The sequence below is a fragment of the Chitinophaga sp. RCC_12 genome (assembly GCF_041360695.1).
In the GTDB taxonomy this organism is placed as follows: domain Bacteria; phylum Bacteroidota; class Bacteroidia; order Chitinophagales; family Chitinophagaceae; genus Chitinophaga.
Genome location: NZ_JBFUPS010000008.1, coordinates 204,826 through 219,352 on the forward strand (window position 1 = coordinate 204,826; position 14,527 = coordinate 219,352).

Here is a 14,527-nt window from a genome sequence, read left to right on the forward strand (position 1 = left end):
TTAAATATTTTTTAAGTGTAGGGAAACGGGATGATTTCCTGGCTGATAGAGAGTTATAGCTATAATGGTGGCTGTTTTATAGAAAAGGACAGTAGAGTCTTGATTAATAATTTTATATTTGATGAAAGGAATTTAAACATAAAGAAGAAATTCAACTTTCCATGAATATTACAGACAGACATCAGCTCATCCTGCAGAAATTGCAGGAAAACGGGAAAGTGGATATCCAGGAACTGAGTGATGCCTTGCAGGTATCAGGGGTAACAATCCGGAAAGATCTCAAACTCCTGGAAGAGAAAAAGTTATTATACCGTACCAAAGGAGGCGGATCAACGCAGAATCCTTATACGGTGGAGCGGCCGATCAACGAGAAAGAGTTTATCAAAACAGAAGAGAAGAAAAAGATAGCCAAAGCAGCGGAAGCGCTTATCGGGATGAATGATTCCATCATTATTGGCTCCGGCACCACCGCCTTTGAACTGACCCGTTACCTGCACCCGTCGAAGCATATCACGGTAATTACGCCTGCGCTGAAAGTGGCGCTGGAGCTATGTAACCGCCCCTTTGTAGATGTGCTGCAGATTGGCGGCCTCATTCATCAAACCTCATCTTCGGCAGCGGGTTCCTTTGCAGAACGGCTGCTGGATGATATTTCCTGCGGGGTATTATTTATCGGGGTAGATGGGATTGACATGGAATTTGGTCTTTCTATTACCAACCTGGCCGAAGCCAGCCTCAATATGAAAATGATTAACCTGGCGCAAACCGTGGTCATCATGGCCGACAGCTCCAAATTTAACCGCCGCGGCATAGGCCGCATCTGCAGCCTTGAACAGGTGGATTATATTATCACCGATAACCTGGTATCCGCAGACACCGTGAAAACGCTGAAGGAGCACGGCGTGAAAGTAATTATAGCAGAATAACTTGTTAACACCACTACATATCAATCCGTATGGAAACAAATCACACCACTACTTTACTCCGGCATTTCAATGAAACCATTGAAATATGGATTACTTACCTCAATGACTATACGTTAGAGATGCTTTGCCGCAAACCCCGGGAGGACGCCTGGTCGCTGGGACAGGTGTACCTGCACATTATTGCCGATACCACCTTTTTTTATGAGCAGATGAAAGCTGCACTGGCGGACAATGCCAACCATGATAAAGCCATGCATAAACATGCCAAAGCCATATTTGCAAAGAACGATTTCCCGGATATGTTGGTCGAAAACCCTTCCAATAACCCTTATTCAAGACAACCACAAAGCAAAGAGGAGCTGTTACAGGGCCTGTTGCGTGTACAACAGCAGGTGAATACCCTGTACGCTGAAAATCCCTCACCGGCAGGCGGAAAAACCGAACATCCGGGTTTGCTTTTTTTTAGTTCAATGGAATGGCTTCAGTTTGCAGAGATGCATATGAGGCATCACCTCCGGCAGAAAAAGCGGATTGATGAACAGCTGTTCCCCGGATAAAACGAACGGGGAACGAAACAGCTATCATTCGCCTGAACCGGGAAGGAGTTCCACTTCCTCAGGGATCACAAAGAACAGGACGCAGCCGGTTTTGCTGGTAACGGAGTGCCGGAAGCCTGGTGGTGTATACAGGTAGTCGCCTGCCAGCAGTGTTGCGTGTTCCAGCACCGCATCGCCACTGAGCACAAAGATCTCTTCACCACCGGGATGGTTATGATAAGGATAATGCGCACCGGGCTCAAATTTGAGCAGGATGGTTTTAGAGCGCCCCGCGGCTTCGTCGTACCGGAGCGACTTCACGAATATTCCTTTGTAGTGAACATTTTTTTCCACGAGCGGCTGCCATTCAGCCTGATTGCTTTTAGTGATGTAGTGATGGATGTCTGTATTCATGATCTTGTTTAATTGTTAACCTGGTACAAAGGTCCGGTTTATAAGGGGGCCAGGGAATAGAGAATCCTGCAAAAAGCATGTAATATTCAAAGGGAGAACTGCTCTTTATACAGTTTGGGGGAGATTTCCGTTTGTTTTTTGAAGAAGTTGGAAAAATAGAAGGGATCGTTGAAGCCGAGTTTATAAGCGACTTCTTTTACGGACAGGTCGCCATAGGTAAGCAGCCGTTTTGCCTCAGAGGTAACGAGGCCATAAATCACGTTTTGGGCTGTTTTGCCGGCATGTAGTTTCGCGAGTTCATTGAGCTTTGCTTCGGTAGTGCCAAGCAGTTTGGCAAATTGCGCGAGGGGATAGTTATGCTCAAAGTTATCCCTTACAGCTTCCAGGAATCTCAGGAAGAGGGCTTCCGGTTTCCAGATTTCATCGCCACGTTTCACCTTTGCCCGGTTGATAGATACCAGTATCAGCGCTACGCGGCTATGTACAGAAATGAGGTATTGGTAAGGCTGCTCCTGTAATTCTTCCCGGATGAGGGCGAGTTGTGTTTCGACGATCTCTTTATCCACGGGAATTACTTCATTCATGGCGAAGTGGCAGAAAAGCCCGTTGTGAAAAATCAGTTCAATATCCTTATCATCTTTACAGAAAAAGTCCAGTGTAAATTCCAGTATAAATCCTTTGGCATTTTGAAGCGGCTGAATGTGGTGTATCTGTCCGGAGGTGATAGTGATAACGTCGCCCGGATTCAGGTCAAATGCGGTATGATCTACCTGTACATGGAGCTTTCCTGATGTGCAGTACACCAATACATACTTCATGATGCGCCGTGGCTTGTCGGGGAGCGGGCTATGGTCCAGGTTTTTTATTTCAATCATCCTGCGTTTGGGTGGTTGTGTTACCGAAGATAGGGTTTTAAACGGTAATAGGAATCTGCGTATTTCTTTTTTGAAAAGCTTCTGGTGGTAAATATTTTTATACGCATTTACAATGCGTATGGGAAGTGGATTTTTATAAAGACAATTTCTTTATTGAAAACCCACAAATAAATTAGCAATGACGTTTCAAAATGTAAATGAATTGAAGGCAACTGCCGGCACAACGAATGGGGAACTTAGCCATCTGTTAGGATATCTTGAACCGGCCGATGGAGGAGGAGGGATATTTTATTGGGATAGTACTTCTTCTTTAACTGCCAACCTGGGTACTATATTTGAGGTGACGGGCAGTCCAGGCAGATGGATCAGGAATATTGATGGCAATATCATAAATGTCCTGTGGTTTGGCGCTTCAGGAAATCCTGCTGTTGATTCAACCAATGCACTGAAGGATGCGGTGAAGGTAGCAAATGCGTACTCCGTCACTTCGCCTGATCCGGGTACCAGCTATTATGGGAATAAGCCTACATTGTATTTCCCCAGGGGCGACCGGTATACCTGTAGCGCTACCCTGAATATCGCCGCAGGCGTGAATGTGGAAATGGAGGCACCGGTGAGTTTTGTTGACCCCACTGATTCACTGCCAGGCATGGTAATAGGAAGTGACGGTGCAAGTAATGCATCCGTAAAACTCAGCATCCGGATCGTGAAAGAAACCATATCGGGCTGGACGAATGAAAGCTGTATTGGCGTAAAGCTTATTAACCTTTTATCATCAAGATTAAACCTGGAATTTGTAAGTTCCTTTACCATTAACGCGCAGCTCATAGGTAGTGTGCAATGCGCCTACAACCGGGTGGGGATCGGCACGTTGAAAGATGGCAAGATACAGCTGGACCTGCAGGCATCAGGAACAATTGGGTTTTGTAATGAAAATGTTTTTACCGGCGGCCGGTTTGCCGTAAACTCACTAAGCGACCTGGCGAACAGAGCAAGATATGGTGTCAGGATTGGCATGTCGGGAACAACAGCGCATATTCCCAACAACAATGTATTTTACAAGCCCAGTTTTGAGTTGAGCGCATCATACATAACTGATCCAACCGTTACGGAATGTCGTGCCGTACTAATCAACCGGGGAATTAATAACCGGATATGGGATGCAAGAAACGAGAACAGTGGGAAGTGCTCCCTGAAGATCACTGGCGAGGATAGTGTACAGAACAGTGTTTATATCGGATACACCGACTTATCTGCCAATGAGGTAAACAATGCCGCTATCCAGATAGAGGATGGAAGTAAGGCCCGTAACAACCGGGTGGCTAACTATCCGAACTATTATAACGACGCTGTCAATAACAGCAATTGCTGGCAATCACTTTTCCTGCCCCTGCATATCAACAGGTATAACGCTACCAGTTACTTTTTCAGGGGATTGCACTGCGCCGATAAAGCCAGCAGCGCTGTGTTACCATCAAGGCTCATTGCAGGGGTAACCAGCAGTTACGTGGAGATATCCGGGAACACCGGCATAGGTGTTTTTATCAATACATCGTCTGCGAAAAAGTTTATTGTAAGAAAGAATGTGGATACCGGCTTCGGAGGAAGGGTATCGGTGGTTTGCTACGACAGTGCAGGCAATATATTGGCGCCTGTAATCGGCGCCAACCTCTTTTCACCACATTTGACAATAGTTAATACAGGACAGTTTGGAGGGTGTTACCTGAATAACTCAGATGTTGAATACCCAACCAGCTTTAATGTGGCAGACAATGTAGCGTTTGTAAGAGTAATATTAACATCCGGAACGGCAAATCTGAGAATAAGATCATTTTCCGTGGCCACACTTGACTTTAAACAGGTAACAGCCTATACCGGTCTGGAGGCAGCGGGCATAGATCATGATTTATCTTATGCAGCAGTGGTGCCAACAGAAGTGAAACCCAAAGGAACCATTATATATAACGACTGGAGTATAACAACCGGTCATCTTTGCTGGAGAAACGCAGACGGAGGTACTACCTGGACGGAGCTATAAGCAGGTAGCGGGATTTCAACGCCCGTATGCAGCGGCGTTGAAATCCCGGCTCTATTCCGGACAGGCGGGAAAGGCAGTTGATTGCAGCGTAAAAAAGTGAGACATCGTTTTTTATCACACTATTTTAGGGCTACTAAATAATTATTATTAATTTTCAGTATAAAACATTACGATGCGCCATTTATTCAAACTATGCCTGTTACTCGTCGTTTATTTGCCAGCTATGGCTCAGAAACCCGCCAATGAACTACATTTTACCAGCAGTCAGCAGCAGCTGATCACGGTGTACAAAGGAACTATTTTTGTGAACGGCAATAAAGCTTTTGTGCTTCATGAAGATATTATCAACTACAAAAGTAAACGCAACCGCCTGGTGGAAAACGGTAAATCCGTTTTTCTCTTCCTGGAGGTAAACGGCAGCCCGAACAAGAACAGGCTGTATGTGTTTAATATCGACCACTCCCTGGCAGATTCGCTGTTGAGCGCAGTGAGCTCGGATGTGAAGGACTGGGACCGCGATGGTGACCTCGAATTCGGCGGCAGTGATGTCACAAAGGTTTATCCCGCTGCCGATTCAATGTATTATGTTCCGTCGAAGTTCTATGAAATAAAACGTGGCAAAATCACTTATGACGCCGAGCTAACGGAAACCACCGACAAAAAAGTCAATGGTGTTTTCCTGGCCTCGCCTTCGAACAATACGGTAATACCTAAACCGAAGAAACGGTACTAGCCGGAATTAAATCTCGGGGTCGTTATTTTTCTCCCGTTGCTCGGCCTTCCAGATAAGGAGGTCGATTCCCGACAACCCGGAAGGGTGGGAGGAAGCGTCTTCCTTATCTGTTTTTTCTTTCTTTACAACCGGCGCTACCGGTGTCAGCGTTTTGAAATCATTTGCAAAATCAGTGGTTGCGGGCCGGTTATTTTCCCAGAACTTCGACAGGAAGTTTAATGCTTGCTGGGGTGTATCTATCTTCTCTTCTTCCTTCAGCAATTCCAGCAGCTTTAAATCGAATCTCACCGGTACCGGTTTGTTTTTTTCTTTTGCCATAGTGTTAAAGATACTACCTTACCCGCACACCAGGAAAAGATATCCGGCGCATGAACCCAGCTTCAATAGACCTTCTTTCTGAAATTATATATTGCTGCACCTGACAGCAGCGAAATGAGCACTGCCAGTGAAAGCACACTTTGCCAGATGGCGCCGGTACCGTTTTCATCATAGCGCTTTAACTTAAACTGGCTCCAATCAATACTTTTAACCGGTTGGTCCTGGAAAATGGCCGGATAAAAATACAGGCGCAGCTGTTCATGATAATTCCTGATAGCCTGCTGGAAATCCAGGTGCTGCTGAAGATCGGATCCGGCGATTCCATTAAGCGTAAGCTGGGTTTGAATACCAGGAAGAATAAACGCCACTGTATTTGTAAAATCGTTCCTTTGTGCCAGCTTTTGTTTCATGGCCCTGGCGCCCGGTGCGGCCTGGTCATCGCCGTTTTGCTGCATGGCGAAATACCAATACCAGCTGAACGCCAGTTCTTCCGGGAACGGATATTTTTTAAACTGTGGATAATGCCGGTAAAATGAGGTGAGGGCTACGCGCTTATCCATATCCCATTTTTCGTGGTATCCTTCCCGTTGCATCACCACGGTTTCCAACGCTTCAGGAACAGGATATTTCCGGGTAAGCCAAACATTTACCAAAGCAGGTGCGAGGATGTTCAGCACCACCCAGCATGAAATGAGCGTCACCGCATTAACGCTGGAGGACTTTCCCCGTGAGATGACCCAAAAGGAGAGGGCAAACCAGAACAACAGGTACAGGCTTAATACCACGATTACCGCCAGCAAACGGAGATCAGCTGCGAGCCGGAGGTAAACAATCGCCGCAGCTATTAATACCAGTGCCGTCAGGTAAACGGTACTCATCCTCACCAGGAACTTCCGCCATAGTATTTTTAAAGGAACAGCCGATTGGGAACGCAGCAGCCCCCAAATGCCGGACTCCTGTTCTCCCGAAAGTAAATTATAGCTGAATGCAATGATGATGAGGGGAAATATGAAGATAAATACAAAAGCAAGATCCATATTGCCCAGCAACAGCGTGGAAGGATTGTTCAGGTCGGTGTCATAGAGCTGTCCTTCCAGGCCCAGGGTGGTAACCCCGATGAGATAAGGATTGATGTCGCGCTGGCCATTGGAAAATGCCGCCCAGTTGCGTGGCATGTTGGCCATCGAAAATTTGGTGTGATATAACATCAATCCCAGTTCTTTGCCAAAGTAATTAACATTCCTGGCGGTATTTTCTGCCTGTAGTTTTTCGGCTTTGACAATCACTTCCTGCTGCCTGTCTATAAAATTCTTTCCAAAATATAACCCGGCCAACCCGCTGATAAAAAGGATCAGTATACCTGTCAACACCGTTTTATTCCTGAAAAAGATCTTGTATTCCAAATGATATATACGCTGATTCATAGTTGCTGTTATAAAGTTTTAACCCATTTTGCTGACAGCAGCAGGCACCCCAACAAGGCCGCCAGCCAGCAGAGTAAGGAAATGATGGTGCTGATGTGATGTGACATTACCTGGTCAACCGGTTTAAACACATACTTAAAATCGGCCTGCTCTGCCCAGTGCGCCCGGCTGATGGTTAAAGGTTTATCTTTTTCACCCGGTGTGGTGTTGCTGATTTTATCTTTCTGCAATTTGTTCATACGCTGGGCAAGCCCGTAGCGGTAAACTTCTGCCTGATCCTGGAAGTCAGCAAAGGTGTTGAAGTCGGAGGCGGTCAGCGCCATGGAAAGGTTCTTTATAGCGAGGAACGGGTTCAGGTAGCCGGCTGCCACCTGGAAACTGTTCTGCTGTTCAAATGTTTTCGTCAGCGCTTTCTGATGGCGGGTATAGATGCCGGCGGAAATTCTTTCTCCTTCAGCCATCACATAGCCACCGTAGTTAAAGGGCAGTTGTTTCACATCACTTACGCCATACTGTTTTAAAACATCTGCCCTGAACTTCGCATAGTGCGGATCGTCCGGGTTATGGCTGTCGCCTTGCTGGTGCAGGTCCGATTCCACGGCAGCAGCAAACTCAATTTTCGATGGAGACGGATATACTTTAACGCCAATCGCCTGGGTAATCCGCGGCATCACAATAGTGAAAAACACCCAACAGGCCAGCAGCGTAGTAAGCGCAGCCCTCGATGTTTTGTGCACCGCGGATACCACTACGGCAATGCCGGCGCAGATGATAAAGTATACCGCGTAAGCCAGTACCAGTAATAAAAGACGGATGCTTGCATCGGCCGTTACCTGCCAGTGACTTAGCATTGCCCAAAGGAAAATGGTGAGCAGGATAACCGGGATGAAAAGTGTAAAGCTGACCGCAATAATCCCTGCAATTTTTCCCGTTAGCAATGCAGGCCAGCTAACCCCCTGGCAAAGCAGTATTTTTAAAGTACCGTTTTCGCGCTCCGCGGAAATACTGTTATATCCCAGGAAAAAGATCAGCAATGGAACAAGCAGTTGTAACACCATGGCTACACTCATTTCCCCGAAACGGAGCATGCCATTGGAGAAGCCGGCTTCGCTGAAGTTGACGGTATTTTGTTTGTGCGCTTCCAGGAAAATGGATACGCCCGCGAAGCTTTCAATGCCAAAATCAAAGAAGCTCAGTTCATGTTTATCACGGAACGCGAGATAGCCGTAGTGGGCCATCCGGTGCGGGTGCTTATCCGGTTTGGCCAGCCATTGCTGGCGGACGATTTGTTTATATTTCAGCCGCTGGCCATTCTGGATGTTGAAGTTCTGCCACCCGATGTACATGGCCAGGCACAATGCCAGGCCGAGGATCAATGTGAGGACCAGCGTGGCTTTATTCCTGAATGATGCTTTCCAGGTGCTGCCTGCAATCAAAAAAATTGTTCTCATACAATCAGAATTTATAGGTAGCGTTGAACATCACGTTTCTGGGAGATCCGGGGAAGAGGCGGAGATAATTCTGCGCGCCTATCCAATAGGTTTTGTTCAGGAGGTTACCCACATTCAATGCCAGTTGTATCCTTGTTTTGGCCGGACTGTAATACAAAGCGGCATCCAGTAATGTATACGCCGGCAGTGTGAAATCGCGGATATACCACGGTAGTTTGTTACCACTGTATTGAATGCCGGCGCCAAAGCCAATTCCTTTCAGCAGCGGGTGATCGTCCAGGTCGTACCGGGTCCACAGGCTGCCGCTGTGTTTGGGCGTGTTTTGTACGCGTTCACCTATGAGTTTAGGATTTAAGTCTTGCAGGATGATGGCATCCACGAAGCTATAGCCTGCATTAAATTGCCAGTTGGGCATGATGAACCCGGAAGCTTCAAGTTCTATTCCGCGACTACGTTGTGCGCCGCGTTCTATAAGCCGGTTCACATCTTCCGGATCGTTGGCATTCATCAGTAAATTCTTCTGGTTGATTTCAAAAATGGAAATATTCACCATCAGCAGATCATTCAGCCATTCAGATTTTGCCCCGATTTCTTTAAGATCGCTTTCCAGCGGTTTATAGTTGACGCCTGCCGGCGGAGGTACAATTACCAGCGTGGAGGTATTGCCCTGTGGCTGGTAACCGCGGAGATAAGTACTGTATAAATTAATATTCGGAGAGATAGCATAGGTAAGGCCTATCCTGGGCAGCAGTTGCTGCTGGGAGATCTTTTTTTCACCGGGAAGTTTATAGTTGCTGAAATCTTCATACCATTCCTGCCGCAGGCCTAGCGTGAGGGTGAGCTTTTGATAGTTCACCTGGTCCTGGATGTATACGCCGTTAACGAGATAATAGGCAGGCGGGATCTCTGTTTTGTTGAAAATATAATCGCTCAGGTTCCGAAGTGTATAAACGGGACTGGCGAGGTTGAAGAAGTCGACATTAGGAACCGGTGCATTTACGCCGTTAATTGTTTTAAAGAGATAGGCATCTTTCTTTGCCGGATCATACCGTGTAGCAATGGTCCCGTCTTTCAGCCGGTAGCCCTGGGCGGAATTTTCGCCGCCGCCACGGTACTTCTGTGTGTTAATACGATCGTATCCCGCTACGATTTTATGATTCACAGCGCCGGTGCTGACGTTGATACTGAAGTAAGCGCTCAGGTTATCTGTATTCCATTTCTGTTGCCGTTGTACAGCGCGCATCGCAGCGAGGGTGGGGATAGCGACATTGTTTTCATCCACGCCAAAAGCATTGGTGGTGCGGTGTTCGAGCAGGTCTTCATTCCAGGTTTGCTTCATGTAGGCCACATTGAAAACCACTTTTGATGTAAAGGCATGGGAGCCGCTGATCATCAGCATCAGGTCCTGCGTATTGAAGTAATCGTTGCTGGCGCCCATATTAAAATTGATGGGGGTACTGTTGAGGTTTGTTTGCCCCGCGATAGCCCCGAATATTGCCTGCCCGCGATCCAGCCTGGAATTGCTGTTGTTCATCACCAGCTCCGCATTCAAACTGGTACTTTGATTGGGCACATAGGAAAAGGACGGTGAAATAAGGTAGGCCTTTTTGTATTGCAGGTCGCGGAAGCTCTTACTGTTTTCGTATCCTACATTCAGGCGGTACAGCAATGTTTTTTCCTTATTCAATGGACCGGTGAAGTCGAGGGCAGCCCTTATGGTGCTGAAGCTGCCGGTGGAGATGCTGACCTGCTTCCTGTTTTCCGTGAGTGGTTTTTTAGTCACCATATTGATACTGCCGCCGGGGTCTACGCTGGAGAAAGTAGCGCTGGCCGGTCCTTTAATCACTTCAATGCGTTCCAGGTTATTGGTCAGCGGTTGATTGAAGAAGTACTGGCGTGTACGCATGCCGTTGATTATAGCGCCTTCTTCGTTCTGGCTGATACCGCGTATGGCAAACTGGTTGTAGTAGCTGCTTTGGGAAACGCCTGTTACATTTTTCACGGCGTCGGCCAGCGTGAATGCCTGCCGGTCGGAGATCAGTTCTTTAGATACCGAAGAAATAGCCTGCGGGATATCTTTGTTGGGAGAGGCGATCTTGGTGGCAGAGAAGGAGTAGTCGCCATAATATTTTTGTGCGTTGGTACCGGTGATTTCCACTGTTTGCAGTTCTACCTTTTTCCTGGAGGAATCGGTGACCGCATGCAGCCGGGTGGTGTCGCCGGCCTTTGTTTGGGCCGTTGCCGCCGTTGATAAATATATAAAGCCTGTTGCCAAAAACAGGTTTTTGGCCATTGGCTGAGAATAAAGAAATTTCATGAAGTGTGTAACTAGATGGTTTGTAAGTATAGTTCCTGTAGATCGAGGGCATTGATATCGCCGGCATTTAAGGTATGCACCAGCTGACCTTTGCGCATGATCCCAATGCGGGCGCCTACGTTAACGGCGTTGAATATATCATGCGTGGCCATTAGCACGGATTTGCCCTGCCTGCCGAGTTCCCGGACCAGCCCCGTGAATTCATCGGTGGCTTTGGGATCCAGTCCGCTGGTGGGTTCATCCATCAGGATTACGTCTGCATTTTTTGCCAGTGCGATGGCAATGCCTACTTTTTGCCGCATGCCTTTACTGAATCCTGAGAGATGTTTATGATGCGCTTCGGGTTGTAAGCCGCAATCGGAGAGGAAGGTGGTGAGCCTGTTTTTATCATACTTAAACCCGGCGAGCCGGCTGAAGTAGTCCAGGTTTTCGGTGGCGGTTAAGCTGCCGTACAGCATTACCACTTCGGGGATATACGCCAGGTGTTTGCGCGTTTCAGCGTCACCGGGGCGCACTTCCTGCTGGTGGATCATTACCTTCCCTGATGTGGGCGCCGTAAAGCCCAGGAACAGGTTGATGGTAGTGGTTTTGCCGGCTCCGTTCTGGCCAAGCAGACAAAAAATTTCACCTGGCTTAACTTCCAGGTTGAGATTGTCCAGCGCAACGTGCGACTGGTAATGTTTGGATAAAGATATTGCCTGAAGCATAAAAAAAGAATATAAGCAGCGATACACCTCCCGTATAGCAGGTGTGAAAAATCAGGAACCGGATGTAACATCCGGTAGCAGTAAATGATTTAACAGAAAGCGGGAGGTCCTTTATTTGTACAGGAAAGCAGATAGCCTGCATAGGCCTGTACGCGGAAAAGGGAAACGGTTGTTTTTTTAACCGGGGAAATGAATGCCAGGTGAGGTAGTTGTGTGGGCAGAAAATGATGCGACTGGTGTTTTATCAGATCGCACAGCTTACACTTTACATGAACAGTTTTGAATTGCTGATCGCCGGCAGGGGTATGTTTTTTCAGGATCAGTTCCGTTCCGGCCGTGCAATGATGATGATGGAAAGCCTCTATCAGCGGGGCACTCAGGAATACAAGCAATAGGAATACCGCTCCAATCCTGGAGAGTAGCTGAAGGCGGTATTTTTGTTGCTTATTCAAAATATGCAACGAAGTTACAATTTTCAGTAAAAAGGCGGAAGGTTTATTTTTTTGAGAGCGTAAGAGAGCAGTCGTATAATTAAGTGAGGGTGTATTTGAAGATGGCCGGTGGAAGAGATAGCGCATACTTTGCAGTTGCCTTTAACATGCTTTGGGGATACTTGGGAGATGCCTTTGCTATGGAGTTAACCTGGAGTTGATGTGGAGGTGACGTGGACTTGATCGGTAAGCTATTGAGGGTCAAAACGTTGCAGAGGGTTTTGCCGTTGTGTTTAGACAAACAGCAAAGAGAAAAATATTGGATGTCAACGTTTTATACATGTTTCAAAGATACACCTGATCAGCGGAAATATCAAAAAAATGAGGTTGTACTATTGGTACAACCTCACACAAATAAAATTCTTTTCGTTTCTTTTATCAGTTCTTAAGATCAAAGCTGATAAAAATATTATTCAATGTTGCGAGCAGCGAATTAGCGCTTGTTGGCGGTGTAGTGCCAGGTGTGCCGGTATTTCCTGACGCGTTAAAAGAAAAGCTATTGATAGTGCTGAGAGTGGCCAGCTCGCCGGTAGCCGGGAAGTTTGTTAATGAAGAGGCGCCTTGTATCAGCGCATCATTTACCCACAGGTTATAGGTTTGTGCTGGTAATGCATAGGTGGAAGCGCCTTTTGTATAATTCTCTCCTGCACTGCTGTTATTGCAGTATAATTCAATTTTATAATTACCTGTTTTATTGAATACCGTATTGTTGATGGTAGTGTAGCCAAAAGTAGCATTGCGGTAGGAGAGGGTGGCGAAGTTGCCGCCGTAAAAGTCGAGGCGGATAGCAGCGAAAACGCCGGGTGTGCTAACGGAAGTCAGCTGGTTGGTATTATTAAACGTACTGCTGCTGGTGGTGCTGTAGCCAAATGGAATGATCAGCTGGCCGTTTGTTAATGCAGCATTGAGGTTGAGATTAAAAGTAAGGGCAGCCAGTGGTTTCGCCTCATCGATATTATACCAGGAAAGTTTTGCCGGGGTGTTGGTGGAACTTGCAGCGATTTTTAAACTGGGTGGACTAGCGCCGGGCTGCAATTGAAAGTATCCTCCGCAGGTGGCCGGCAGAAATACCCGTCCGTAGCCATACGGTGGAGCGGGGAGGAATCCAGGTGTTCCTTTTACAGAAACAGACGCTTTAGCGGCGGTGGAATCAGCGAAGGTAGCGGAAGCGGGTGCGCTCAGATCAAATTTCCAGGTGATGTAGGGATGTTCCCATCCTGTGCTGCTGTTTATTTTGTCGTGAATCGCATTCAGCAGGGAGAGCGATCCGGTGGCGTCCTGGAGCACCTGCCAGAACATGATGCCGCCGGCTTCCTGTTGGGCATACGCCGTTTTATTCTGAATGGTGGGGATGCCGTTGTAGTTAACTATGGCGCCGTCTGGCCGCCGCACGGTGTCTTTGTTTTCGGAGCCGGGGTATTGTGCGGTGATCTCGCTGTACTTCATGGATTGTAAATTACCAGACAGGGTGTATAGCCCGTAAAAAGGCACACCCACTACTATTTTAGCGGCCGCTAATCCTCTTTGTCCTTTCCAGTATTCCACATGTTGTTTGGCATAGCTGTAAGGGGAATGTTCGTCGCCGGCTTTGTCGTATGCCATCACGTTGATAAAATCAAAGGCAGCGAGACAAGAATCTGTTACACGGTCGCGCGTCCACCAGGCGACAGCTGCGGTCAGTAATTTTCCGTTGGGTTTGAGTTGAGCGGACAGGCCGGTAATAAATGCTTCGTAGTTTTCATCGATGTTATCTCCTTCGAGGTCTACGTCGATCCCGTCTACATGGTATTGTGATACGAGGTTGACCACTTTGGTGATGAAAGCCGCCCTGTTGGTGGAGGTGAGCAGGTTGGCATACTGACTCTGATTGGAGCCGCCACCGAGCGACAACAGTACTTTAACGTTATTGAGATGCGCTTTTGACACGATGGTATCCAGCCCGGTGCCTTGTGATGCGGGGAAGTTACCATTTACATCGGGGTTAAAGAAAGCGATATTCAGGTGGGTAACTTTGGAGAAGTCGAAGGCATTGATATGGTCTGCGAGTGTGGAAGTATATTTAGGCAGATAGGCGACTATCTTAAACCCGGTTTCATCCAGTTGCAATGTGGATATATGCGCCGGTTTGCCGGCATTAAGCATATACCGGATTTTTGTGCAGCCGGAAATAAGCAATACAAGAAGGGTGGATACGACTAATTTTTGTTTCATTTTTTTTGGTTTAAATGAACGGTAAATAATAAGCGGAAATATTTGAATAGCTGTTCCTGTCCCGGTGCAGCAATGCCGGGAAAGTG

At 47.2% G+C, this 14,527-nt stretch carries 13 protein-coding genes; 4 read left to right on the forward strand and 9 right to left on the reverse strand.

The window, feature by feature from the left end; genetic code table 11:
• Positions 1–161 precede the first annotated feature (161 nt).
• Both AB6805_RS22620 and AB6805_RS22625 read left to right on the forward strand, forming a co-directional pair.
• Positions 162–926: a DeoR/GlpR family DNA-binding transcription regulator gene (locus tag AB6805_RS22620; protein ID WP_370911723.1), complete on the forward strand. Its 765-nt coding sequence runs from the start codon at positions 162–164 to the stop codon at positions 924–926.
• A 29-nt stretch (positions 927–955) separates the two neighbouring features.
• Positions 956–1,483, forward strand: coding sequence for a DinB family protein (locus AB6805_RS22625; RefSeq protein WP_370911724.1), 528 nt, complete (start codon positions 956–958; stop codon positions 1,481–1,483).
• 24 nt (positions 1,484–1,507) lie between these two features.
• Here the strand turns inward: AB6805_RS22625 and AB6805_RS22630 are convergent, their stop codons facing one another.
• Together AB6805_RS22630 and AB6805_RS22635 are read right to left on the reverse strand one after the other, a co-directional pair.
• Complete coding sequence (locus AB6805_RS22630; RefSeq protein WP_370911725.1) at positions 1,508–1,876, reverse strand: cupin domain-containing protein; 369 nt, start codon at positions 1,874–1,876, stop codon at positions 1,508–1,510.
• 86 nt (positions 1,877–1,962) lie between these two features.
• The gene (locus tag AB6805_RS22635; protein ID WP_370911726.1) at positions 1,963–2,751 is read right to left on the reverse strand and encodes a helix-turn-helix domain-containing protein; all 789 of its coding nucleotides are present in this window, start codon (positions 2,749–2,751) and stop codon (positions 1,963–1,965) included.
• 178 nt (positions 2,752–2,929) lie between these two features.
• Here AB6805_RS22635 and AB6805_RS22640 point away from each other — a divergent pair, with 178 nt between their 5' ends.
• Positions 2,930–4,789 (forward strand): hypothetical protein, encoded by a 1,860-nt coding sequence (locus tag AB6805_RS22640; protein WP_370911727.1) that lies wholly within the window; start codon positions 2,930–2,932, stop codon positions 4,787–4,789.
• A gap of 223 nt (positions 4,790–5,012) precedes the next feature.
• Positions 5,013–5,522 (forward strand): hypothetical protein, encoded by a 510-nt coding sequence (locus AB6805_RS22645; protein ID WP_370911728.1) that lies wholly within the window; start codon positions 5,013–5,015, stop codon positions 5,520–5,522.
• A 6-nt stretch (positions 5,523–5,528) separates the two neighbouring features.
• Here AB6805_RS22645 and AB6805_RS22650 read toward each other — a convergent pair whose 3' ends face one another.
• From AB6805_RS22650 to AB6805_RS22680, 7 genes are all read right to left on the reverse strand, one after another.
• Complete coding sequence (locus tag AB6805_RS22650; protein WP_370911729.1) at positions 5,529–5,840, reverse strand: hypothetical protein; 312 nt, start codon at positions 5,838–5,840, stop codon at positions 5,529–5,531.
• A 62-nt stretch (positions 5,841–5,902) separates the two neighbouring features.
• Positions 5,903–7,264 carry a DUF3526 domain-containing protein gene (locus tag AB6805_RS22655; RefSeq protein WP_370911730.1) on the reverse strand — a complete coding sequence of 454 codons (1,362 nt, stop codon included), beginning with the start codon at positions 7,262–7,264 and terminating at the stop codon, positions 5,903–5,905.
• Between the two features lie 8 nt (positions 7,265–7,272).
• Complete coding sequence (locus AB6805_RS22660; protein ID WP_370911731.1) at positions 7,273–8,715, reverse strand: ABC transporter permease; 1,443 nt, start codon at positions 8,713–8,715, stop codon at positions 7,273–7,275.
• Positions 8,716–8,719: 4 nt separating this feature from the next.
• On the reverse strand, positions 8,720–10,990 hold the full coding sequence (locus AB6805_RS22665; RefSeq protein ID WP_370911732.1) for a TonB-dependent siderophore receptor: 2,271 nt from the start codon (positions 10,988–10,990) through the stop codon (positions 8,720–8,722).
• 53 nt (positions 10,991–11,043) lie between these two features.
• Positions 11,044–11,739 carry an ABC transporter ATP-binding protein gene (locus AB6805_RS22670; protein ID WP_370911733.1) on the reverse strand — a complete coding sequence of 232 codons (696 nt, stop codon included), beginning with the start codon at positions 11,737–11,739 and terminating at the stop codon, positions 11,044–11,046.
• Positions 11,740–11,828: 89 nt separating this feature from the next.
• On the reverse strand, positions 11,829–12,191 hold the full coding sequence (locus AB6805_RS22675) for a hypothetical protein (protein WP_370911734.1): 363 nt from the start codon (positions 12,189–12,191) through the stop codon (positions 11,829–11,831).
• Positions 12,192–12,608: 417 nt separating this feature from the next.
• Positions 12,609–14,441, reverse strand: coding sequence for a glycosyl hydrolase family 18 protein (locus AB6805_RS22680; RefSeq protein ID WP_370911735.1), 1,833 nt, complete (start codon positions 14,439–14,441; stop codon positions 12,609–12,611).
• Positions 14,442–14,527: the final 86 nt, after the last annotated feature.

Coding starts and splice junctions, on each gene's coding strand:
- AB6805_RS22630 (WP_370911725.1), bottom strand. CDS start 1,876: ATGAATACAGACATCCATCACTACATCACTAAAAGCAATCAGGCTGAA.
- AB6805_RS22620 (WP_370911723.1), top strand. CDS start 162: ATGAATATTACAGACAGACATCAGCTCATCCTGCAGAAATTGCAGGAA.
- AB6805_RS22635 (WP_370911726.1), bottom strand. CDS start 2,751: ATGATTGAAATAAAAAACCTGGACCATAGCCCGCTCCCCGACAAGCCA.
- AB6805_RS22650 (WP_370911729.1), bottom strand. CDS start 5,840: ATGGCAAAAGAAAAAAACAAACCGGTACCGGTGAGATTCGATTTAAAG.
- AB6805_RS22645 (WP_370911728.1), top strand. CDS start 5,013: ATGGCTCAGAAACCCGCCAATGAACTACATTTTACCAGCAGTCAGCAG.
- AB6805_RS22655 (WP_370911730.1), bottom strand. CDS start 7,264: ATGAATCAGCGTATATATCATTTGGAATACAAGATCTTTTTCAGGAAT.
- AB6805_RS22680 (WP_370911735.1), bottom strand. CDS start 14,441: ATGAAACAAAAATTAGTCGTATCCACCCTTCTTGTATTGCTTATTTCC.
- AB6805_RS22660 (WP_370911731.1), bottom strand. CDS start 8,715: ATGAGAACAATTTTTTTGATTGCAGGCAGCACCTGGAAAGCATCATTC.
- AB6805_RS22625 (WP_370911724.1), top strand. CDS start 956: ATGGAAACAAATCACACCACTACTTTACTCCGGCATTTCAATGAAACC.
- AB6805_RS22640 (WP_370911727.1), top strand. CDS start 2,930: ATGACGTTTCAAAATGTAAATGAATTGAAGGCAACTGCCGGCACAACG.
- AB6805_RS22670 (WP_370911733.1), bottom strand. CDS start 11,739: ATGCTTCAGGCAATATCTTTATCCAAACATTACCAGTCGCACGTTGCG.